This is a genomic window from Streptomyces sp. SAI-170, from assembly GCF_049739565.1.
In the GTDB taxonomy this organism is placed as follows: Bacteria; Actinomycetota; Actinomycetes; order Streptomycetales; family Streptomycetaceae; genus Streptomyces.
This window is the reverse complement of sequence record NZ_JBMGQD010000001.1, coordinates 1,161,376-1,181,600: the sequence shown is the minus strand read 5'-3', so window position 1 is coordinate 1,181,600 and position 20,225 is coordinate 1,161,376. Positions and strand designations below refer to the sequence as shown.

Here is a 20,225-nt window from a genome sequence, read left to right as displayed (position 1 = left end):
AGGGGGCGTTGGTGTCGGTCAGCGGCGCGAACGGGGGCTGCCGGCGGCGGTACGGGGACGGGCGGTGGTGTGAGGCCGGATGTTGCGGACGGAGTTGCGGGCCCAGGTGGCGGCGCGGGCGGCGGTGATGCGGGCCTGCTGCCAGGCGCTGAGCTGAGAGGGCAGGACGGACACGGAGGTGGTCCGGATCCGCGCGCTGTACGGCACGCGTCCGCGCGGACGCATCACGGGCTCGGGACTGGCGAGCGCGGTGGAAAAGCTCTCGATGAGGTGCATTGGGGTGGTGGCGGTGAAAGAGGCAGTCCAGCCGTGGCCCTGCTCGTCCTGGGCTCCGGACCACCACATCGCGTGGCCGTCGGGATGCTGGCGGAACTGCATCCAGGCCGATCCGTCGGCGCTGACTGCGGTGACGTGCTCGTCATTGGGCGGTCTGGTCCACCGCTGCTCCCGCAACGGGGCCCATACGTTCGGGGCGTGCGCGGAGCGTGGGCGGGTGAGGGCGTCGGTCAGCCCGGCGACAATCTCCACCGGCGTCTGCCGGCCCAGGGTCACCGTCCACTCGTCCTGGTGTCCGCTCGCCCGACCGTGGATCGTCCAGCCGCCCGGCAGGGCGTAGGGGTCGTAGGCGATCCGGATCTCGTGGTCAGGGCTCTCCAGGGACAGGGGGCCGCCGGACTTGGATTTGTCCTTCCACCCGGACGCCCGCAGGAACTCGGATACGTGACGCAGGTCGCCCCCGCCGGCGAGGGCTCGCGGCTCGACCAGGTAGTGCTGCTCGGCCTGCTCGCCTGGCCCCCAGCCGGTCCACTGCTTCTTCTTCATCGGCGCCGCCGTACCACCAGCGCGGAGGCGGCCGGCTGCACCGCAGCCGCACCGGTGGTCGGCCCGGTGTCGAGCGCTCTGATGGTGTCCGCGTGTTCGTCGAGGTCCAGGCCGATGTCATCCAGTTGGTTGGCGGCCCGGCCCAGGGCGAGCCACACCTCGGCCGGCAGGGCGCCGCGCTCGGCATGGTCTTTGGCGAAGTGCGAGCCGGTGATCACCAGAGAGGTGACGCGGCCCAGCAGGCCGTCCTCGGCGTCCAGGATGCGACCGAGTACTTGTGTTGCCTGGCCGGCGGGAAGCTGGGCCAGGTGGTTGTTGAGCACCTGGATCTGACGGGCGATCTCGTCTGCGAGCCGGACTGCGTACGGAGGGGAAGGGTGCATGGTCCTCCTGGTGGGTGGCCAGAGGTGATGGGCGAGGCGCCGGGACTCATCGAGCGCGGCCTCGGGACGACTGCCAGCCGAGGGGACGGCGCGAGCGGGGCCAGTGACAACGCAGGCGCGCAGGTAGCGGCGGAAGAGAAGGACGGCCAGACGCGGCTTGCGGTGGGCGGAGACGGGTGGAGGTGTGTGGGTTGCTACGGAAGCTCCATAAGACAAAGTGGGGTCGAACGGTCTCCGGGCTCTGGGGGCATCGACTCGTCGGCGTGCCATTCCATAGAGTTGGGGAATGAGGAGACTGCGGTCCGGACGACGGCAGGCGCAGGCGGGCCGGGCTGGGGGACGTGACGCTGGCGGTGCGCTGCGCATATGGGCATGGCACCGAGGGCGCCTGCATGTCTCGCGACTCGACCCTGCTCGTCGTGGCGGCGGACGGCACCGTGCAGCTGCCGGAGGGCTGGACCTACGGCACGCTCGGTGCCCTTCCTGCTGCGTTCTGTCCGAGTCACGGTGCGCTGGCGGCCCGGTGAGGTACATCGAGGCCCCGAACGAGTACGCCCCGGCTGGTTTGCCGTCGGTGTTCTTGGCGGGCGGCATCGGCCAATACGCGAACTGGCAGCATGAGGCGGCCCTTAGCTTCAGCGACATGGACGTGGCCGTTTTGAACCCGCGCAGGTCCAGCTTCCCGGTGGACGATCCGGACGCAGAGGCGCAGCAAGTGCGGTGGGAAAACCGGCACTTGCACCGCGCGTCCCTGGTGCTGTTCTGGTTGCCCGCATCGGAGTCGCATCAGCCGATCGCCCTGTACGAGCTGGGCATGATGGCTGCCGGGCCGACGCCGCTCGCTGTCGGCGCCGACCCAGCGTATGTCCGCCGTAACAACGTCGTGGTCCAGCTCAGCCTCGCGAGGCCGGGGCTGACCGTGCACAGCACGCTGGAGGACACTGTCCATCAGGTGCGAGCACTTCTCGACACGGACATGGCAGCCGCGGAACGCAATGTGTCTTCCGCTGAGCAGCGCTGACTCAGTGCCCTCCGGCGCTCATGGCCCGGTGGTCTGTCTCACCGGCCCCTGGTGGTCGTGCTCCGGACTGCGGTCGGGGCCGGCGGTGCCGTCGACGAAGTGACGGTAGGCGCGATCCGGCCCGAGGGGTGCTGGAGCGCGACGTCGATGCCCTGGGCCCTGAGCTGTTGGCCCGCGTCGCGTACAGCGCGGGCCTGCTCGAAGGTGTCGTTGCCCATCAGGCGGTGCATGCCGGTCTGTTCGTTGTGGACGAAGCCGTTGCGGGTCAGAACGGCCGAGGCCGTGTCGCTGACGTTGATGGCGGCGAGGCTGCCGTCGGACTGCCAGGTCAGGACGATCCGGTCCGGCTGCGATGGATGGACAGTTGCGGCTGCGTTGTAGCGGGCTTGGGCGAGCGCCGCGTCGTAGCGTGCCAGCAGGTCGCCGGCGATCAGTTCGGCGCTGAGGAAGGGGTCGTCGCTCAGGGCGATGCCGTTCGGTTCCGGTACGCCGCTGTACGCCTCGTCGGACAGGCTGCGGGGGGCGACGGCGGCGATGAGGAATCCGTCCCGCTCGTCGTGCCGGTCGAGGATGGCGAGCTGGGCACCGTCCTGTCGGGTCAGCACGACCGCGTGCTGAAGGGGGTGCTGGGCGAGGGACTCGGCGACGAGGTCCAAGTCCCAGATTCGCTCAGTGAGTTCGGTGAGGTCGTCCTTGTGCTCGAGTGAGTGGTAGGCGCTGGCCCAGGTGTCGGGCAGTTCCCCGGCGAGGACGTCGGCGAAGGAGGCGAGGCGCTCTCTGTCAACGTGGTCGTGCATGGTTTCCTTGGGAGGGAGCAGGGGGTTGGTGGCGCAGCCCGGCAACGGTGGGGGCGGTGCTGGCGGTGCTGGCGAGGCGGTGGACCGGTTACCGGGCGGTGAGCGCGTCGCGGGATGCGGGCGAGCGGGGTGGGTGACTGGGGCGCTCAGGGGAGGTCGGGGACCGGGCGGTGCTCGGCGTCGAAGTCCTCGTCACAGGCGACGTGATGTGCCCCGGCCCTACAGCGTTCGGCGTGCGGTGTGCCGCGCGGCGGCCGGTGCTGCAACATCCGGAGGTCTGAGGCCAGCGTTCAGGCCGGCTGCTGCTGCGGTGAGGTCGTGCTGGATGCCGTGCAGACGGAGGGCGATCAGCTCCAGGCCCCGAGCCGCGGAGGGGCCGGTTGAACCCGGATGCCGGGCGATCCGGTGTGCAACGTTCTCGACGAGTCCTCGCGCCGCTGCCAGCGGGCCGGTGTGCTCGTCGGCGAGCTGTGCCAGAACTGCCGCGAGCTGCGCGGGCGCTGCTGGCACGGTTGGGGCAATGGATGGTTCTCTGGGGGCGGCGGTGACGGGGATGAGGCGCAGATCCTGCTTGATGCGGCGGGCCTCGTCGGTGATGCGCCGCAGGAGGTTGGAAGGCTGCTGCTGCCAAGTGCCATCGAGCCGGATGAGATTGGCGATCAGGTCGAGTCGTCCTGGTTGTCCCTGGACGGCGATCCAGGAGCAACCGTCCTCGTCGCCGGGGGTCTCGACGCCGGCGGCGCGGGCGAGGCGGTGGGCGACCTCGGCCCACTCCGCACCGGACAGGTCGCGGTCGTCGGGGTGGAGCCGCGCGTCGAGGTGGAAGACCGCGCGCCGGTCCCCGCCGGGGCCGGCCGCGAACGGGTGCGCCAAGAGGGGACCTTCGAGGTGCTCGGCCCACTGCAACGGCGTCCACTGCGCCTGCTCGCCGTCCAGGGTGTAGGTGTCCAGGCCCGGCCAGTGGGCGATCACCGTGTGCTCGGTCAGCCCTACCTCCGGTGTCACGAGGCGTCCCAGTGCCTCGCTGAGCGGGCCGTGCGGGGTGTGGGTGCGCTCGTTGACGCGGGGGATCACCGGTCGCTCCGGGCGTCGCAGATGTGCACGAGCTGGTTCAAGGCGGTGGTGGTGTACCAGCCGCAGTCGGTTACCTCTTCCGTGGTGGAGAACTTCGGCAGCAGGTAGTCACTCAGCGCTCGCATGTAGATGATGCAGTCCGGGCAGCGGCGGGAGAGGTGGACCAGGTAGCGGGGGTGGGCGGTGATGTAGGTCTGCTGACCGCCGTCCGGGTCACGAAGCCGCCAGCCGTCTTCGTCGGTCGGGGTGTGCCAGGACGGGGTCACCACCTGCATGGCATCGCCCCACAGGTCGCCGGCGACCACACCCTTGAGGACGACGACCTGGTCGCCGGGCTGGAAGTGCTGGTGGGTGATGTCTCGCTCGGGTGTGAGCGGGTCGGGTATCGGCTTGAGGACCGGCGGGTTCGCAGGGGTCCAGGACGGCGGGAGCATGGGTTCCTTCCACGCAGCGCGGGGTGGCGGTGGAGGAACAATGGTCCGGCCGATCGCCGGTTTGGCTAACCGGCGATCGTCGCCTATATTCCGGCCCTGCCGCTCCGCAACTTGACTTCGTCCGGACCAACAGGAGAGATGGCCGCGCAGCTCCAGACTGCACACGGTGAAACAAGTCGTACCGTCAACCGCCGTTGTGCGTTCCCCAGTTGGTCCAATCCTGGATGATGGTGAACGTCCGGCTGTGGCTGCCTGCGGCTGGGCCGCCGTCAACTACTACGATGGGGAGACGGAAGGGATTGTCGGTGGCGGAGGCTAAGGTTCCGCAACATGACTATCGATGCTTCCCCCGCACTTGATTGGACCCTGCTGGGCCAGTCCTTCGCTGCCGCGCACACCGAGCTCGAGTGCAGCGACTACCTACTGCATGATGAGGGGCGGACAGAGGAGGAAGTCGAGCCGGCGATAGTTGATGCTGCTGAACCCGAAGGTACGGACGAGAAGCGCGCTCAGTGGCTGCGCCCAGTCGAAAACATACGCAACTACTTTGGCCACGAGGCGGCCGACTTCACTCCATGGCTTGCGGAGCGACTCTACATACTCGAACGGGCTGCCTGGTTCGAGAACCCCCTCACGCTGGTGGGTACGGAGCAGAAGATCGCGGGCTACCGCATTGATATCCTCGCCAAGACGCAAGTGGATGGCCGTGATCGCTTCGTTGTCATCGAGAATCAGTTGGAGCGAACAGACGCGGACCACCTGGGGCGCCTAATTACCTGCGCAGCCGAAGTGAACGCAAGTCACGCGGTTTGGATCAGTACGGAGTTCAGGGACGACCACTTGAAGGTCATGGAAGCGCTCCAACGGCATCACAGTGAGTGCTCGTTCATTCCTCTGCTTATTAATGGCGCCTTGACAGAAGGGAATCGCGCCAACTTCGATCTCGTGCCGCCACCCACATATCCGAGTCCGGATGATCACTTGCGTGAGCGGTTGCACTTGGCGCTACGTCAAGCGCGCGAAATACACGTGACTTTGCAGCGTGTCGCGACGCTGATCACCGCGAATCCGGAGGCGGACTTCAGTCGCTATCGCCACCTCGTGACAGAGGCCGGCCTGTGGAGTTATCACGCGGACGGACTTGCCGACCGTCTCCTTGAGGTGATTCCTGAGAAACGGCGGAAGCAACGCGCAGTCTAGGAGTGTCACGACCCGCCGGGCGATTGGCCGCGGACATCAGCGGTACGGATTCTCCGTCCCGCGGTCTGCCTCGGTTGCCGCCTCAAGGAGTTCGAGCAGGTCAGCGCCTTCTGCGTCCCTCTGGTCGATCCACCATCCGGCCAGGGTGATGGTGCGGGCTTTCTCCTCCAGCGGGGCCCAGTCCGCCTCGTCCCAGGTGCCTTCGACGACGAGCGCGGTGTGCGCGGCCACCATCAGCTGGTGGCGCGAGCGCTCACCCCAGTCCAGGGCTCGCTCCGGACCCTCCAACGGCGGCATGTCGAACTGGGCGGCCCACTCGGCGGCGGCGTGCTGCTCCTCGGCGTGCTTGGAGGCGAGCCACTGCTCCCTGGACTCGGAGTCGGCGTCGCGCGTGGCCTTCCAGCAGTCGGTGCAGTCACGGGGCGCGAGCCAGCGTGCGAAACCGGCGCGCTTGTCCGCGGCCTGGTCGGACAGGTCATGAGTTGTCTCGTGGCCGCAGGAGTGGGTGACACTCCACTTCGTTCGGACAGCCATAGATGGGTCTCCTTGAGGTCAGGGGGTTAGGGGAATGCGGGGGCCGTGGTGCGCGGCGGGGTCGCCGGGGGCGTGGTGAGCAGGGCGGGAGGTGAGCGGCTGCCCGACGGGCGGGGGGTGCGGTGCGGTGACAGGACGGCGACGGTGGCACCGAGATCCTCGGAGATTACGCGTACTTCCTGGGCGAGAAGTCGAGTTGCCGAACGAGGACCGTGAGCCGGGCGGCGATCTGCCGGACCCGCACGGTCTCCAGCGCGCTCGCGAACTGCGCGGCCACGCCGAGCAGCCCCTGCATGCGGACCATTGGCCCCGCGCCATGTCCGCGCTGCGTCGCGGCGAGCAGCGTCTCGGAGACATCGCCCGCGGTACGAGCCTCGACGACCTCTTGCAGTTTCAGCGGCTGGCTCGGCGTGTGGGAGGGGCCTGCGCGGTCATGGCCGGCGGCCGTGCCGGTCCAGCGGGCGTCACCTTCTCGGGCGCGTCGGCACGCAGGTCAGGGTCGAGACGTACCGGGTAGCGGGCGGCGGTGAGCATGCTCGCCGCCCAGGTCGCGTGCTCGTTCTCCCAGTCAGGCCCCAGGTCGAACGGGAGCCGGATCCAGTGCCCGCGCAGCGTGGGCTCGAACAGGAAGCCGGCACGGCGCAGAATCTCTGCGGCGAAGGAATCGAGCACGCCTGCCACTTCGACCTCGCCGCCCCGCCCTCTGGTGATTTTGATCGGCTCGATTGCGGGCTTCACCGGGACCGCCCGGTCGCGGAGGCGGTGAGATGAACGGTCGGCGCGTACGCGGGCTTGGGAGGTATCGGTCGCGCGGACGGCACGACGGCGGTGGGCGCCAACCGGCGCTGGGACGACCGGCCTGCGGCCGCCTGCGCGATGCGGCTGCGACGTTGCATCAGCCCGTTGGCGGGGGCAGGGCGCGGCGGCCGGGCCGTAGGCGCCAGGTCCAGAGCGAAGTCGGCTTGTACGGCGAAGCCGAGGCGGCGCAGGTCCTGGACGGCTTGGCGGGTACGGCGCGCTCCGTCGTGCTCGGGTTCGGTGAGCCGGAACAGGCCCGGTGTGTCGGGCACCGGCTCGAAGCGCTCCCGGGTGAGGAACCAGTCAGCCAGGTGAGCGGGCACGGATGACGTGAAGGCCGCGACGAAGCCGTGCTGGGGGTGGGTGCCGAAAGCGAATTGGTTGCCAGGATCCAAAGAGTGGGTCTCAACACGGTGAGGGGCGCCGCAGGTCAGCGGCGGGGAGCGGGACGTGCCGGTGGCAGGGCGAGGGGTGGCGCCTTGATGGGCAGGCAGAGCGTGCGCGCGGGGAAGCCGCGCGGGCCTGGCGGAGGAAGACGTCTGCGTGGGCGAGCCAGAACTCGATCGCCCGCCAGGTCTGCTGGTGATGTTCGGTCCGCGAAAGGTGTACGTCGCTGCTGCGCGTGTCGCTTGCTTCGAGGAGCGCGGTGGTGAGGTCGTCGAGGACTCGGGCGTCCTGCGGGGAGGGGGTGGTGGCAGGGCGGCACCGGTCGAGCACGGCCGGAGCGTGGTCCAGGACGGTGGGGAACTCCCGCCAGGCGCAGTCCAGGAAGTCGGCCGTGGCCGCGCCGAGCGCATCGACGGCCAGCGGCGTGGTGGCGCTGTCGTGGCGGGAGATGCGCAGCGCGGTCCAGGTGTCGTACTGGGCGCGGATGAGGTCCAGGGCCTCGGTCACGGCAGCGGTCCGGCGGACGTGGACGGCGTGGTCGTAGGCGGGCAGGTACCGCTCGGTGATGGCCCGTGCTGCGCGGCCGGGAAAGGGCGGCAGGACGATGCTGCTGGGCGCGTGCGGATCACCGTGCCCCTCACCGAACAGCTCGGGCGCGAAGGCCCCGAGGAGGTAGCCGAGTTGGCTGCCGGGATGCTCGACGAGCAGCAGTGTGGTGCCCAAGGCCGCGTCGGTGAGGGTGGCAGCGTAGGGGATCTGTTCGTTGTGAACGACCTGTGCGAGTTCGCCGCTGTCCCACAGCCACGGCACGAGGTCTTGCTGCCACACGGGATGGGAGTAGATCTCGACCTTCGTGTCCCACCGGCCGGGCAGGAGGCCGGCGATGTCTCGGGCGGCGTCCCCGATGAACCGACGGCTGCTGGTCGTCACCACCATCCGGTGCGCTTCAGCAGAGCGGATCAGGCCGGCCATGGCGATGTGGGCCGTATCCGCCGGCTCGGACGGAAGGCGATAAACCCCGGCCTCGCCACGATGGAACCCTGCCTTGACCAGCGCGGTTTGTGCCACCTCGTACTGCTCGCCCGTCGCGATGGCGACGATGCCGACGTTCCGGCTGTAAGCGAGGGTGATCTGCGCGTCAGCCACGGTCGGCCAGCCCCGAGCGGGTCGCGGAGCGCAGGCTCCGGCCGTACTGCCAGGCGTGCTCGCGGGCGGCTGCCTCCAGCTGGTCATATCCCGGCTGGGCGGTCATCTGCCCGGGGTGCTTGCGGTAGCGGTAGACCGGCAGCGGCAGCAGGATTCCGGGCGCGAGGCTGGTGATGCCGACGGCCGTCATATAGTCCTCGCCCTGGATGAGGCCGCCCATCGGGGCGGCGCGCGCCAGCTCGGTGCGCGCCAGGATGGTGGTCGGCCCGATGGGGATGGTCGTGTCGGGCGAGTGCCAGTACGTCCACACGTCCCCGGCTGCGTGCCGACCGGGCGGCGTGGGACAGCGCCACAGGGTCGTTGAGCCGTCGGGGTGCAGGTCCTGACTCCAGCCTGCGCACCAGCCCACGCCGGTCGATTCCAGAACGGTGAGCCGGGCCCGCATGGCGCTATCGGTGAACTCGTCATCGTCGTCCGCCCAGTTCACGTACGGGGTGCGGACCTGGGTGAGGGCGAGGTTGCGGGCGCACGCGGCGCCGACCGGGCGCGGCAGCGCAAGGGTGCGGATGCGTGGGTCGGCGGCGAGTGGGGCGGGCAGGCGAGCGGGGTCGGCGCCGTCGAGGGCGATCACGGCCTCCCACGGCACGGGCTGCCGGGTGAGGCTTGTGTGCATGGCGGTCAGGTAGTTGAGGCGGTCTTCGCGCAGGTGGGTGGCGATGACGACCGTGATCGAAGGCGTGGGCAGGGGAGATCTCCGAAACGAGCAGGGGAGAGCGGGTCAGCGGCGGGCGGCCTTGGGCCGAGGGCCCGTCGACTGAGCCGGTGCGGTTTGCGGTGGACGGGCTGCGGATGCAGCGACGGGGGCCTTCGACGGGGCCGGCCAGTGGCCCGGGTGGTCGCTGAACGGGGTGTGGGGGTCGGTGTCCCAGGCGATCAGGGGACCGGCGTCGGCGTGGACCACGCTGATCACTTCGATCCCTGTCGGGCGAAGGATGTAGCCCCACTGCATGTCCTGGTCAGCGGCGGTCTTCTTGGTGACCACCATGCGGGTCGGCCGGGAGCCGTCGGGCGTGATCAGATGATCCAGGGCGCTGCTGGGACCACCGCTCTCCGCCGGTCAGGGCGGTGACGATCTCGGGCGGGGCTCCGTTGAGCAGGTCGGTGCCCAGCTCCTCCCAGCCGACGGCGACGCCGTTCACGAGGTGCCGCGCCATGGCCTCGGCGTCGCGGCCGAACCGGTACTGGTAGGCGGCAAGGAGCAGAGGCAGCTTCTCGCTCGGCTGGCCGTCGAGATGAACGTAGATGCCGTCGTATCCCGTCCTGGTAGGGCGGGCGATGAAGCAGCGAGTCGACAGAGGGTGCCTTCCAGAGCTCTGAGGTCTACCGGTTCGGGGCGGGGCCGGCGGGCGGAGCGGGCGGCGGAGTCGGGGGCAGGCCGGACGACGCCTGGGCCGGGCCTGCCGACGGGAGCGGCGGCGTGGGATCGTACTCGGCACGCAGCGCCTTCATGTCGGCTTCGTCCGCGATGGCCAACACGGACAAGCAGCGGCTCGCCGCTGTCATCAGCAGGTGCGGCGGTGACCCCCTCTCTGCCCCGCGATTCTGGCCGCGCCATCGGGCGGCAGCCACGAGGTAGTCGCTCACTGCGCGGAACACCGGTTCGGCGGCGTCCAGAAGATGCTCGGTGACCGCACTGGCCTGCGCGGGTGTCTCGGCGGCGGCGAGCGCGTCGAGGTACGGGGACAGGTCAGGGCTCGGCAAGGGGTTCTTCGGCAGCGGGTGCTGGTCCAGGAAGAGCTCGGCGTCCCGCCTAGCCCAGCGCACGAGGTCGTGGCGGGTGGCGATGCCATAGCGGGCTGCCGCGATCTGGTCGGCGTCGCGGCCCACGTTGTCGTACAGCTCGAAGTCGGGATCTCGCATCGGGCGCGGCGGGCCTTTCAGACAGCGGTGCTCGGGCCCGTGGCCTCGGCGTCCGTGCGGCGGCAGCCATAGCCGAGGAGACGGGACGGCTCGGGCACACTCGGGACCCCGGCGATGTCCGAGCAGGTGAAGGTGTAGGTCACGGAGGGCGTCGGGCTGGTGCCGAGCCAGGCGCGGTCCTCCTTCTCCGGCACGATCACCAGGCCCGGGGAGGCGACGGCATCGTGCTGGGTGTGCGTGTGGGAGAAGACCACGAGCGCGCCCGTGGTGGTCTTCAGCGCATACGCGTCGGTGAACTGCGGGTCAGCGGGCGCGAAACGGGTGGTTCCCCGCGGGCCGAACTTCCGGGTCGTCTCGTCATGGACCTTGATCTGCCGCCGGGAGGACTCAGTGGAAGTGAAGACCTTCTTCCCGGTGACCTCGCCTCCGGTGGTGAAGTTGTCGGTGACGGCCGAGCGGAGCACGCGCACAGGAGCGGCGAGGTTTGTCGAGGAGGCGTCGACCGCGGTGGCGTACCCGTCCTGGTCGAGGACGATCTTGGGGAGCAGCTTGGGATCGTCGATGTCGACGGCGGCAACCATCTCCCACCGCTGCGACTTGGTGTTCTCGGCCAGGATCAGCACGCGGGCGTACTGCTGCCGGCTGCCGCCGCGGCTGACCGCGGCGAACCACCGCTGCTGCCCGTGCTTCAGGCGGGGGATGTAGAGGTCGGTGGCCGCCAGGTCGTACGACCACGGCCGGTACGGCTCGCGGTCCGTCTCGGGCAGGGCCTCGTCCTGCTTGAAGTCGGCCAGCGACATTGCATAGAGGGGACCGCCCTCCACCGTGTCGAGAAGCGTCCGGTCCTGCTGCATGTTCGCGCGGTTGTTGGTCTGCGAGTAGTGGACGATGGCCTGTCGCGCCTGCGCCGGTGTGAGTGCCGGGGCCGGCTTCGGCGCGGCGGTGACACTGGGCGTCGGCTTCGGCGCCCCGTTGTCGGTGTCGCTGTTGGTGCAGGCGGTTCCGGCCAGGGCGACCGTGAGGGCCGCGGCGATCAGGGACAGAGTTCGGTGGGCAGTACGGATGAGTGTTCCTTGCTGGGGCATGGGGGAAGGACTGCGGTGGACGGCGGCAGGGAGGCCGGTCGGATCACCGATGGCGCGCCGGGAGCGAGGCGTTGCTCGCTGCGGGCACGGGCGGGCGTGGAGACGTGGTGGGCGACGTGGCGGCACGGCGGAAGTAGCCGACCTTGGTGAAGCGGCTGTCGATGAGCATCGAGCGATCCTGGATCTCTCAATGCATGCGGGCATCGGTGTCGAACAGCGCCAATTCCTGTGCGTGAAGGAGGTGTTGGACGATGAAGGACCGTCCGGCGACCTTCCACAGGCCGCGTCCGCGGTTGAGGTGTGCGATGGCCTCCACCTCCACGGAGGTCAGACCGAGCAGGGAGGCTGCGGCATGGAGCTGGTCGGTTTCCTGGCGGTAGATGATGCGGGTGGAGCAGTCGGCGAGGAGTCCCTCGGCGAGGGCGCGTCCTTGTGATCCGGCGTCGCCGGCGGTGAGCAGGTCGGACAGCCGGTGGATGACCATGAGGTTCGCGATGCCCAGACCGCGGGAGAGCTTCCACTGGGCCTGCATGCGCTGGAGCAGACCGACGTGTCGCATCAGGCGCCATGCCTCGTCGTAGACGATCCACCGTCGGCCGCCGCGTGGGTCGGTGAGGGCGGACTCCATCCAGGCGGAGGTGCAGGTCATGGCGAGGACGAGGGCGGTGTCGTCGCCGGAGCCGCCGAGCCGGGACAGGTCGATCGTGAGCATGGGGGCGCTGGGATCGAAGCTGACGGTGGAGGGTGCGTCGAACATGCCGGCGAGGTCGCCGTGGACCAGGCGGCGCATGGCGTGGGCGAGGTCGCGGGCCGCGTCGCCGAGGCGGCCGGACATGATTCCGGCGGCTTCGTCGAGCGCGGTGGGGTTGTTCAGGACGGTGGCGACGTCGCCGAGGAGCGGGGTGCGGCCGGTGGCGGCGGCGCCGGTGACCGCGGCGTCGAGGGCGACGTCGAGCGCGGTGTGCTCCATGGGCATCAGGTCTCGCCCGAGCACGGTGCGGGCGAGCGAGCCGAGCAGCAGCAGGCGACGCTTGCGGATCTCACCTGCCCAGTCCGCCTCCGGGATGCTCTCGGGGCGGGGCGCTGCGTCGAGCGGGTTGAGGCGCCCGGGCAGCCCGGGGCCCAGGGCGACGGACGTGCCGCCCAGGGCCTGGGCGACCGGTGTCCACTCGCCCTTGGGATCGCACGGGACGTAGACGCGGTAGCCGAAGGCCACACTGCGCAGGGTGAAGCTCTTGGCCAGTGCGCTCTTGCCCTGGCCGATGACTCCGGCGAGCAGGACGTTGGGGTTGGTGAAGCCCTCGATGCGGCCGTACAACGCGAACGGGTCGAACACAAAGGATGCTTCGGCGTGGACGTCGCGGCCGATGTAGATGCCCTCGGCGCCGAGACCGCCTTCGGCGAGGAACGGGTACGCGCCGGCGGCGATGGCCGTGGTCATCCGGTGGGCGGGCAGCTTCAGCCGGTTCCCTCGCGCGGATGCCGGTCCTGGACGCCCGCTGGGAGGGAAGTGCGCGGCGGGCGTTTCCTGCTCGGCGCGAACGGCACCGGGCTCGGGGGAACTGGCTTGGGCGCGGGCCTTGGCGGCTGCCTCGGCGAGTTGCCGTCGGGCCGCTTTGCGGCTGGCGCGGTCGGTGCCGTGGGGGGTGAACAGGGGAGAGGCTGATGCGCGACGGGCGCGGCGGGCGGGCCGGTGGCTCATGGGTGGGGCTCGTTTCGGCGGCGCGCGGTCAGATGGCGCATGTGCTGGCGTGCAGGTCGGCGGGGGTTGTCTTACGGCGGATGGCGTGCCCGGTGGCCAGGTGCCGCTGGCAGATGGTCAGCACCGGCGGCCCTTCGGGCAGGCGCTCGGGCATGCAGGGCTCGCGGGGGCCGTCTGTCGGTGGGACGGTGTGGAAGGCGTCGTGTACCGCGTTGGTTGCCTGCCACAGCTGTAGGTGTGCGGTGGCGAGGAGGCGTCCAGCGGCTGGGTGTGGGGGCCGGGTGACGTCGGCGAGCCGGTCGAGGAGCTGGTGGGCGGCGGTGAGGTGGGCGTGCAGTGTGTCGAGGTGCACGCGGTCTGCGGGTGCGGCGGTCGTGCGGGCGTGATGGCGCAGGCCGGCGGTGGCGGCGCGCAGGTAGGGGTGCGCGTCGGACCCGGTGGTGGCGAAAGCGTTCAACAAAGTCCTTGGGAGCAGCGGTTCAGCGGCACGGTCAGCGGCTGAGGCTCGGAGGTAGGGAAGGGGCGGCGGCCGGGGGAGGGGTGCTGGTCGTGCCGATGCCTGCGGGAGCCGCCGAAGCACCCTGCTCAGGCAGCAGGTCGACGTACCTGCCGGGGGCAGGGACGCCGGGGTGGCTCTGTTCCGGCACGTGGACGATGTCCACGCCGTGATCGCAGGCGGCGGCGTCGGCCAGGTACCAGTCGAGGAAGCCGGGGAGCGTGGCCAGCACTCGGGCAGCGTCGTCGAGGTTGATGGCGTTGACGACGAAGCTGGTCGGCGCCTGACCGTCGTGCCGCTCACTTCCGGCGAAGGTGAGGGTGAAGGCGCGGGGAGCGGGCGGGCCCACGAGGTCGGCCAGGCGGTCCAGGACGTTGTCGAGGTGGTCGCTGGCCTCGAAGGCGGTGCTGATCCTGGCCTCGTCGTAGTCGGCCTGCTTCTCCTCGATCACGTATCCGTCGCTGTCACGGTACTGATCGAGGCGGGTGCGGTGGCGGTTCAACAGTTCTTGACAGGAGGCGAGCAGGCTCCGCAGTTCGCCGAGGAGTCTCTCGTGTTCGGTGGTCCGTGTCAGTGTGCGTCCGGGTGGTCGGCTTACAGGGCGGTGCGGGCCAGGGGAAGGGATGCGAGGGTGAAGGCGTCGGGCTGCTGGTAGTTGAGGCGGCGCAGGTCCACGCCGGCGGTGACGGCAGCGGTTTCGATCTGGGCGCAGGCCGCGTCCAGGAGGGCGTCGGTGTCGGCGGTTACCGTGACCAGGCCGGTCAGGGCGACGTCGGCGTGCCCGGCGATGAGCTGGCGCTCGCGCTGTTTGACGTCGGCGTATTCGACGGAGTCTTCTTCGCTGTCGACCTGGCCGCGGCGGGCGCGTTCGTTGGCGTCGGCGATGATCGCGGCTTTCTTGCGCTGGACGTCGCGCAGCGCGGACTCCAGCCCCTGCGGCGCGTATATGAGGGACAGGCTGCGCCGCACACCAGCAGTGAACATCAGCCCATGCAGGAACCCGGCGCCCATCTCGGTGCGGGGCCAGTTCTCCACCCAGTACGTGGCGTGGCGGGCGGTGTCGGTGGCGAGGCGGTCGTACTCCTCGACCTGGACGACAGGGCCGGCGGCTGCGGGATCGGCTTCTGCACGGCCGGTGGCGGACCACTGCTGCAGCGCGGAAAGGGACTTGGGGTCGTAGGCGGTGCGGATAACGGCGGCGATCTCCCGAGCGGTCAGCCACCCGGTGACCATGAGTCCGGCGCTCCGGGCGGCCTGGGCGACGCTGGCGGTGGTCTGCTGCATGACGGTGAACGCGCCGGGCAGACCGCCGCCGGCCTGGCCGATGAGGCGCTTGGCGGCCTTGAGGTCGAGGGAGATCGCGAGGTAGGTCTCGTGCGGGGCGGCGGCGGGCCCGGCGGAGGCGACCAGTTCGGAGTAGATCTGTCCCGCGACCGTGGCGTCGGCCTGTCCGTGCTGGGCCCAGTGCCGGGCGAGGGTGTCGCCGGAGTCGGGGACGGTGCGCTCCAGGACCTGCACGGTGGCGACGTGCCCGGTGCGGGCGATGCCGGCCAGCGCACGTCCCCATCCGTTGACGTTGTGGTGCTGGGTGGCGGGGTCGAGGAGGGCGAAGGCGCGGCTGCTGACGCGGGCGATGGCGGTCAGGGTCTGCCGGTGCGGGTCGTAGACGGCTGAGGCGCCGTTCGCCGAGTCGCCAGGGGTGACGACGCGCAGGGAGGCGGCGGTGCCGGGCAGATGGAGCAGGCCGTCCTGCCGGGGCCGGGTGACGGGCCGGGCAAGCCACAGCGTCTGCCCGGTGCGGCGGCGCCGACTGTAGCGGGCGACGATCGGCGCCCAGTCGATCAGAGAGCGGCTATGGCGGCGCACGGCTACCAGGGCGGCGACCGCCGCCCACAGTGGGGTCAGGGCGATGGCGCCGAGCAGCCCGGTCGTGACGACGGTTACCAGCAACAGCGCCAGCGCGCAGGAGACGAGGACGAGTTGGGGCAGGCTGAGGCCGAGGAGGATGCCACGGCGGCTCCGGTGCGGGAACTTCACCGTGACCGGGGCGACGGAGAGATCAGACAAGGGGCGGGTCCTGGAGGCGCGGGGGAATCTGGGGGCGGGCAGCTCGGCGCCACCCGCTCCCAGAGGGCGAGCAGTGGATCAGAGGCCGCTGGGAGGTGGCGGGGAAGCCGTCCCGCTCGTGCCGAGGTTTGGTGAACCTGCGGTCTGCGAGCCCGAGGTCGGCGGGGCACCCTGCGGTGGCGGGGCCGTGGTCGGCGGGGTCGTCTGCCATCCGCCCCCCTGACCGGCCGCGGCGCCCGAGCCGGTGCTGCCGGCCCCTGGGCTGCCACCGACCTGCCCGCTGGTGTCGTCGGTGACGCTGGTCGGCGGCGGCTGGACGGCCTTCTCCAGGCCGGACATGGCGGAGCTGCCGCCGGACGAGACACCGGAGCCTTGGCCCTGCGAACCCTCATCACTGCCGCCGGTCGGGCTGGAGGCGATGTCGCCGGGGAATCCGCCCCCACCGGGAATCGCATCGGGTCCCTCTGGAGCCATCCCGGCTGCCGCGCCGGCTCCGGCTGCGGCACCGCCGGTTGAGGCGGTGGCGGCCATCGAGGCGGCCTTCCTGGCTGCCCGTTCGGCGTGCTGCTTGGCGAGCTGGGCTCCGGCGCCGCCGGCCCGGTGCAGTGTTTCTGCGTCGGATCCTTCGGCCGCCCAGTGCACGAACTTGAAGGTCGCGTACGGGCACAGCAAGACCAGGATCATGATCACGATGCCAGCGAGGACATCCGCGAGCGCGGCCAGGCCGTCGCTGGCCTCGGTCTTGCCCATCGCGGAAATGCCGAGCACGAAGACGATCGTCATCAGCAGCTTGGAGACGACGAGGGTGGCGGTGGCCTCGATCCAGCCCTTGCGCCAGCGGCGTGCGACTTCCCAGCCGCCGCCCGCTCCGGCGAAGACCGCCAAGGTCACCATGACGAGGATGCCGACCTTGCGCACCATCATCACGCACCAGTACAGGACGGCGCCGATGGCGGCTCCGAGTGCGACGAAGACCGTGACGAGCCAGCCGAGCCCGGACAGCGCGGGGATCTGTCCCACCTTGACGATGCGGCGGACCGCGGATGCGATGTCCATGTTCGCGGCCTTGAACAGGCCGGCGGACAGGGCATCGACCACTTCGATCGCAACCGTGGTCAGGGAGATGGCGGCGAACGTGAAGATCACGCCGGAGGCGGTGCCGGTGAACGCCTGCATCAGGGCTTGCCCGTCGCGGCGGAATGCCGCCCGGACCAGCTGTGCGCAGAACGTGGCCACGAGAACGATCAGACCGATGGGCAAGAGCGTCTCGTAGTTGTCCCGGAACCAGCCGGCGTTCAGGTCAACGCCGGTGGTGGCATCGACGGCCTTGGACGCCAGGTCGGCGGCGGCGGCGGCGAGTTCGCCGGCGCTCTTGGCCATCCAGTCGCCGATGGCCTTGCCCGGATCCGAGGCGAAGTCGACGGCCTCGCCGACCGCACAGACCTTGTCCGCGAGGGGGAGATCACAGAACCCCATGAGGACTCCTTCCGGTCAGGGCGCGACGCGCGGGGCGATGGCGACGAGCGAGCAGTCGGCGGAGGGCCGGCACTGGACGGCGAGGGTGATCGAGCGGTCCTCGGCACCGCCGCCGCCCTTGGACCAGGCGATGGTCTGCTTGCCGGTGACGGTCACGGCGTAGATGTACGCATCGGTGATCGCGGCCGGATCATCGGCGAGTGCCTGCTTGAACGCGGCCGGGTAGTGCGCCTCGGTGACGGTTGCGGTGGCGTGCTGCTGCTGGTCCGCCATCCGCGACCACAACAGCGGATCGGGCATCTGCGCGGAGACCGAGGCCCAGTCGCTGTACTGGCCCTCCTTGGTCATCCACGCCTCCATGCCGGCGAGCTGCTGAGCGTGGCTGGTGGTGCGGGTGTCGTAGGACCAGAGCATCGCGGCGGCGGCCTTGGCGAACTGCACGGGGTCGGAGACCCTCGGCGGCGGTGGCACCGAGCCCGTCTCCGCCACCGGCTTCTTGGTCGCCGGGGAGGCGCTGCCGGCTGGAGTGGGGGAGGCGGTGGGCGCGCGGTGCTGTTCGCCGCGTCCGGTGATGTAGGCGGCGGTGGCGGCGACGGCGAGCAGGCAGGCCAGCACGAGGGCGCCGAGGGCGATGCGGCGGTTCGGTGACCAGTTGATGCCGTAGCCCGGGAATCGGTTCTTCATCAGTGGACCTGCGACCCCAGGGCCGAGAAGAAGGCGACGATGCCGTTGGCGGCGCCGAGCCCGAGCGCCGCGCCGGCGGCGACGGTGGCGCCCTTCTTCCCGTTGGCCTCGGCCTGGTGGCCACCGGTGAAGTGGCCCCAAGCCCAGACCGCGAGGCTGACGGCGAGGGAGCCGACGACGGCGACGATGCAGAAGAGGTTGATGCTGTTGACGACGTTCTTCAGAACGGCAAGGCCCGGAAGGCCGCCGCCCTTGGGGGAGATGCCGGGGTCGTAGGCGAGCTGGAGGAAGTGGTCGGCGAGTGGTGACACGGGTGAGGCGGTGCTCCTTGCGGACGCAGGCCGAATAGGGCTTGGCGGACAGAAAGGTGAGAGGAGGGGAGAGGTGCGCGAGCGGCGAGGAAGGCATGTAGGTTCCGACTTGATTTGTCGGCCGGTGGCGACGTGACCTGGTGTTTTAGGGTGCTGTCCGGGCCTTTTGTCGGGGCTTTGTCCGGCCGATCTGTCGGTTTCTTCAGGCCGCGGTGCGGTGTTGGGTTTCGTGCCGGGCGGCGCGGTGGCCCTCGGCTGTGAGGGTGTAGAAGGTGCGGCGCTTGCCGGGTCCGCGGCCTGGGGTGGCTCTGCTCATCCAGGTGGCGTCGTCTTCGAGCCGGCTGGTGACCCAGCCTGCTCGTTCGAGCCGCTTGAGCTTGGGATAGACGGTTCCTGGGTCGAGTCCGGTGCGTGCGACAGCCAGCGTCCTTCGCTCGGCGAGGCACTGGGGACAGAACCGGCATCGTCGCTGCCGCCTGGGGCTGAAGGGGAAGTCGCCGCCGATCACGGCTTGATCGAGACGGCCGGCCGGGAGACCGGTGCGGACCTCCAGCTCTCGCAGCACGGAGACGGGCAGGTCGCTGACCAGCAGGCGGGTGAGGTGGGGGGCTTTGACGTCCACGACGGTCACCAGACCGTCGGCATGGACGAGGAACAGATCAGGAACGTGGCGGCGGACGCGCGTACCGTCCCAGCCGACCAGTTGGAAGGGCTGGGCCGCGATCTCCGTGACGTCCCTGGCGAAGTCGGCGATCAGGATGCGGGCGAGCTCCAACCGGCTCTCGTAGGCCACCATCCGGCCCGTTGTCGAGGCGTGGTACCAGCCCGAATAGTGCTTCCGGCCCCTGTACCAACGGAACTCGCGTACGGGCAGTCCTCTGGCGACCTCGACCACCGGAATCCGGTCGAGCGTGGCCTCGACCAGCCGTCTGTTGCCCCGCCGATACGTGACCCGGACTGTCGGCTATCTGTCGCGTCCTCGCCGCCTGCACCCATCCCCATAGCCGCCCCTTCGTGTCCGATGTCTTCGACACCAGGACACTGGCCACCACCAGCGCTAGCCCGAGCAGAAAGGCGGACAAACCAAACGAAAGACTGGACCGCGGACCGTCAGCGTGACGCTGGCGCCGAGGCGGGGGCGGCACGGGGCCGGAGAAGCTGCGAAGGCGCGCGGATGTTAGCTTCCTTCCCATCGTGGAGCACCAGGAACAAACCAAGGTGGCCTACGACGGAGTCGTCGAGCTGTATGCGTCGATGTTTGCCAATGGGCTGGAGACGCAGCCGTTCGCGCGGAACATGATCGGCACCTTCGCCGAGTTGGTGCGCGGGACGGGAATCCCGCGGGCGGCCGACGTCGGGTGCGGACCCGGACATCTGACGTCCATGCTGCACGACTTGGGGCTGGACGCCTTCGGACTCGACCTCTCCCCGGCTATGGTCGACCACGCCCGGCGGGCCCATCCGGCGCTGCGGTTCGACGAGGCGCGGATGGAGGCCCTGCCAGTCGAGGACGGCGCGCTCGGCGGCGTGCTGGCCCACTACTCAATGATCCATACCCCGCCTGGGGAACTGCCCGCGCTGCTTGCCGAGCAGGTACGTGTCCTGGCGCCTGGGGGCCTGCTCTTGGTCTCATTCTTCGCGACCGACGGACCGGAGCCCGTCCGCTTCGACCACAAGGTGACGCCTGCCTATAGCTGGCCGGTGGACCGGTTCGCCGAATTGCTGGCCGGGGCTGGGCTCGTCACGGTCGCCCGGCTGATCCACGACCCGGCCTCCGAGCGGGGCTTCCTCGATGCCCACTTGCTGGCCCGCCTCCCCTAGAGCGGGGTAACGCCAGCTCATCTGCCAGCGCATCGTGGGCGTCGCCTCGATCCGCATCTGGTCCCCA

General features: G+C 70.1%; 27 protein-coding genes. 4 read left to right on the top strand and 23 right to left on the bottom strand.

The window, feature by feature from the left end; genetic code table 11:
- Positions 1 to 18: 18 nt before the first annotated feature.
- Positions 19 to 822 carry a DUF317 domain-containing protein gene (locus RKD23_RS05470; protein ID WP_424852589.1) on the bottom strand — a complete coding sequence of 268 codons (804 nt, stop codon included), beginning with the start codon at positions 820 to 822 and terminating at the stop codon, positions 19 to 21.
- Positions 819 to 1,205 carry a hypothetical protein gene (locus RKD23_RS05465; protein ID WP_424852588.1) on the bottom strand — a complete coding sequence of 129 codons (387 nt, stop codon included), beginning with the start codon at positions 1,203 to 1,205 and terminating at the stop codon, positions 819 to 821. The genes RKD23_RS05470 and RKD23_RS05465 overlap by 4 nt, the downstream gene beginning before the upstream one ends.
- Positions 1,206 to 1,597: 392 nt before the next feature.
- Between RKD23_RS05465 and RKD23_RS05460 the strand changes: the two genes are divergently transcribed.
- Both RKD23_RS05460 and RKD23_RS05455 read left to right on the top strand, forming a co-directional pair.
- Positions 1,598 to 1,732: a hypothetical protein gene (locus RKD23_RS05460; RefSeq protein WP_424852587.1), complete on the top strand. Its 135-nt coding sequence runs from the start codon at positions 1,598 to 1,600 to the stop codon at positions 1,730 to 1,732.
- A complete protein-coding gene (locus RKD23_RS05455; RefSeq protein WP_424852586.1) occupies positions 1,729 to 2,226 on the top strand; it encodes a nucleoside 2-deoxyribosyltransferase domain-containing protein in 498 nt (165 codons plus the stop codon). The genes RKD23_RS05460 and RKD23_RS05455 overlap by 4 nt, the downstream gene beginning before the upstream one ends.
- Positions 2,227 to 2,264: 38 nt before the next feature.
- On the opposite strand, the gene RKD23_RS05450 is transcribed toward RKD23_RS05455, so the two are convergent.
- From RKD23_RS05450 to RKD23_RS05440, 3 genes are all read right to left on the bottom strand, one after another.
- Positions 2,265 to 3,023 (bottom strand): hypothetical protein, encoded by a 759-nt coding sequence (locus RKD23_RS05450; RefSeq protein ID WP_424852585.1) that lies wholly within the window; start codon positions 3,021 to 3,023, stop codon positions 2,265 to 2,267.
- Between the two features lie 219 nt (positions 3,024 to 3,242).
- Positions 3,243 to 4,097: a relaxase/mobilization nuclease gene (locus RKD23_RS05445; protein WP_424852584.1), complete on the bottom strand. Its 855-nt coding sequence runs from the start codon at positions 4,095 to 4,097 to the stop codon at positions 3,243 to 3,245.
- Positions 4,094 to 4,531: a hypothetical protein gene (locus tag RKD23_RS05440; RefSeq protein WP_424852583.1), complete on the bottom strand. Its 438-nt coding sequence runs from the start codon at positions 4,529 to 4,531 to the stop codon at positions 4,094 to 4,096. Before RKD23_RS05440 ends, RKD23_RS05445 begins: the two co-directional genes overlap by 4 nt.
- A 330-nt stretch (positions 4,532 to 4,861) precedes the next feature.
- Here RKD23_RS05440 and RKD23_RS05435 point away from each other — a divergent pair, with 330 nt between their 5' ends.
- Positions 4,862 to 5,731, top strand: coding sequence for a hypothetical protein (locus tag RKD23_RS05435; RefSeq protein WP_424852582.1), 870 nt, complete (start codon positions 4,862 to 4,864; stop codon positions 5,729 to 5,731).
- Between the two features lie 36 nt (positions 5,732 to 5,767).
- On the opposite strand, the gene RKD23_RS05430 is transcribed toward RKD23_RS05435, so the two are convergent.
- The 18 genes from RKD23_RS05430 to RKD23_RS05345 form a co-directional block, all read right to left on the bottom strand.
- Positions 5,768 to 6,265, bottom strand: a complete 498-nt coding sequence (locus RKD23_RS05430) for a hypothetical protein (RefSeq protein WP_424852581.1) — start codon at positions 6,263 to 6,265, stop codon at positions 5,768 to 5,770.
- 166 nt (positions 6,266 to 6,431) lie between these two features.
- Positions 6,432 to 6,569, bottom strand: a complete 138-nt coding sequence (locus tag RKD23_RS05425) for a hypothetical protein (RefSeq protein ID WP_424852580.1) — start codon at positions 6,567 to 6,569, stop codon at positions 6,432 to 6,434.
- 89 nt (positions 6,570 to 6,658) lie between these two features.
- A complete protein-coding gene (locus RKD23_RS05420) occupies positions 6,659 to 7,003 on the bottom strand; it encodes a hypothetical protein (RefSeq protein WP_424852579.1) in 345 nt (114 codons plus the stop codon).
- On the bottom strand, positions 7,000 to 7,458 hold the full coding sequence (locus RKD23_RS05415) for a hypothetical protein (protein WP_424852578.1): 459 nt from the start codon (positions 7,456 to 7,458) through the stop codon (positions 7,000 to 7,002). The genes RKD23_RS05420 and RKD23_RS05415 overlap by 4 nt, the downstream gene beginning before the upstream one ends.
- 10 nt (positions 7,459 to 7,468) lie before the next feature.
- Complete coding sequence (locus RKD23_RS05410) at positions 7,469 to 8,596, bottom strand: hypothetical protein (RefSeq protein WP_424852577.1); 1,128 nt, start codon at positions 8,594 to 8,596, stop codon at positions 7,469 to 7,471.
- Positions 8,589 to 9,326, bottom strand: a complete 738-nt coding sequence (locus tag RKD23_RS05405; protein WP_424858165.1) for a glycosyltransferase family 2 protein — start codon at positions 9,324 to 9,326, stop codon at positions 8,589 to 8,591. The genes RKD23_RS05410 and RKD23_RS05405 overlap by 8 nt, the downstream gene beginning before the upstream one ends.
- A gap of 286 nt (positions 9,327 to 9,612) precedes the next feature.
- Positions 9,613 to 9,810, bottom strand: coding sequence for a hypothetical protein (locus RKD23_RS05400; protein ID WP_424852576.1), 198 nt, complete (start codon positions 9,808 to 9,810; stop codon positions 9,613 to 9,615).
- A gap of 166 nt (positions 9,811 to 9,976) precedes the next feature.
- Positions 9,977 to 10,516 carry a hypothetical protein gene (locus RKD23_RS05395; protein WP_424852575.1) on the bottom strand — a complete coding sequence of 180 codons (540 nt, stop codon included), beginning with the start codon at positions 10,514 to 10,516 and terminating at the stop codon, positions 9,977 to 9,979.
- Between the two features lie 17 nt (positions 10,517 to 10,533).
- Entirely contained in the window at positions 10,534 to 11,601 is a 1,068-nt protein-coding gene (locus tag RKD23_RS05390; protein ID WP_424852574.1) for a hypothetical protein, read from the bottom strand.
- A 43-nt stretch (positions 11,602 to 11,644) separates the two neighbouring features.
- Entirely contained in the window at positions 11,645 to 11,770 is a 126-nt protein-coding gene (locus RKD23_RS05385; RefSeq protein WP_424852573.1) for a hypothetical protein, read from the bottom strand.
- A gap of 18 nt (positions 11,771 to 11,788) precedes the next feature.
- Positions 11,789 to 13,303, bottom strand: coding sequence for a VirB4 family type IV secretion system protein (locus RKD23_RS05380; protein WP_424852572.1), 1,515 nt, complete (start codon positions 13,301 to 13,303; stop codon positions 11,789 to 11,791).
- 28 nt (positions 13,304 to 13,331) lie between these two features.
- Complete coding sequence (locus RKD23_RS05375; protein ID WP_424852571.1) at positions 13,332 to 13,760, bottom strand: DUF6238 family protein; 429 nt, start codon at positions 13,758 to 13,760, stop codon at positions 13,332 to 13,334.
- Between the two features lie 34 nt (positions 13,761 to 13,794).
- On the bottom strand, positions 13,795 to 14,301 hold the full coding sequence (locus tag RKD23_RS05370; protein WP_424852570.1) for a hypothetical protein: 507 nt from the start codon (positions 14,299 to 14,301) through the stop codon (positions 13,795 to 13,797).
- Between the two features lie 92 nt (positions 14,302 to 14,393).
- Positions 14,394 to 15,866 carry an SCO6880 family protein gene (locus tag RKD23_RS05365; protein ID WP_424852569.1) on the bottom strand — a complete coding sequence of 491 codons (1,473 nt, stop codon included), beginning with the start codon at positions 15,864 to 15,866 and terminating at the stop codon, positions 14,394 to 14,396.
- Positions 15,867 to 15,944: 78 nt separating this feature from the next.
- Positions 15,945 to 17,342: an SCO6881 family protein gene (locus RKD23_RS05360; RefSeq protein ID WP_424852568.1), complete on the bottom strand. Its 1,398-nt coding sequence runs from the start codon at positions 17,340 to 17,342 to the stop codon at positions 15,945 to 15,947.
- A 15-nt stretch (positions 17,343 to 17,357) separates the two neighbouring features.
- Complete coding sequence (locus tag RKD23_RS05355; protein ID WP_424852567.1) at positions 17,358 to 18,026, bottom strand: hypothetical protein; 669 nt, start codon at positions 18,024 to 18,026, stop codon at positions 17,358 to 17,360.
- Complete coding sequence (locus RKD23_RS05350; RefSeq protein WP_424852566.1) at positions 18,026 to 18,337, bottom strand: DUF6112 family protein; 312 nt, start codon at positions 18,335 to 18,337, stop codon at positions 18,026 to 18,028. Before RKD23_RS05350 ends, RKD23_RS05355 begins: the two co-directional genes overlap by 1 nt.
- Before the next feature lie 202 nt (positions 18,338 to 18,539).
- On the bottom strand, positions 18,540 to 19,232 hold the full coding sequence (locus RKD23_RS05345) for a TnsA-like heteromeric transposase endonuclease subunit (RefSeq protein ID WP_424852565.1): 693 nt from the start codon (positions 19,230 to 19,232) through the stop codon (positions 18,540 to 18,542).
- A gap of 296 nt (positions 19,233 to 19,528) precedes the next feature.
- Between RKD23_RS05345 and RKD23_RS05340 the strand changes: the two genes are divergently transcribed.
- Positions 19,529 to 20,158 (top strand): class I SAM-dependent methyltransferase, encoded by a 630-nt coding sequence (locus tag RKD23_RS05340; RefSeq protein ID WP_424858164.1) that lies wholly within the window; start codon positions 19,529 to 19,531, stop codon positions 20,156 to 20,158.
- Positions 20,159 to 20,225: the final 67 nt, after the last annotated feature.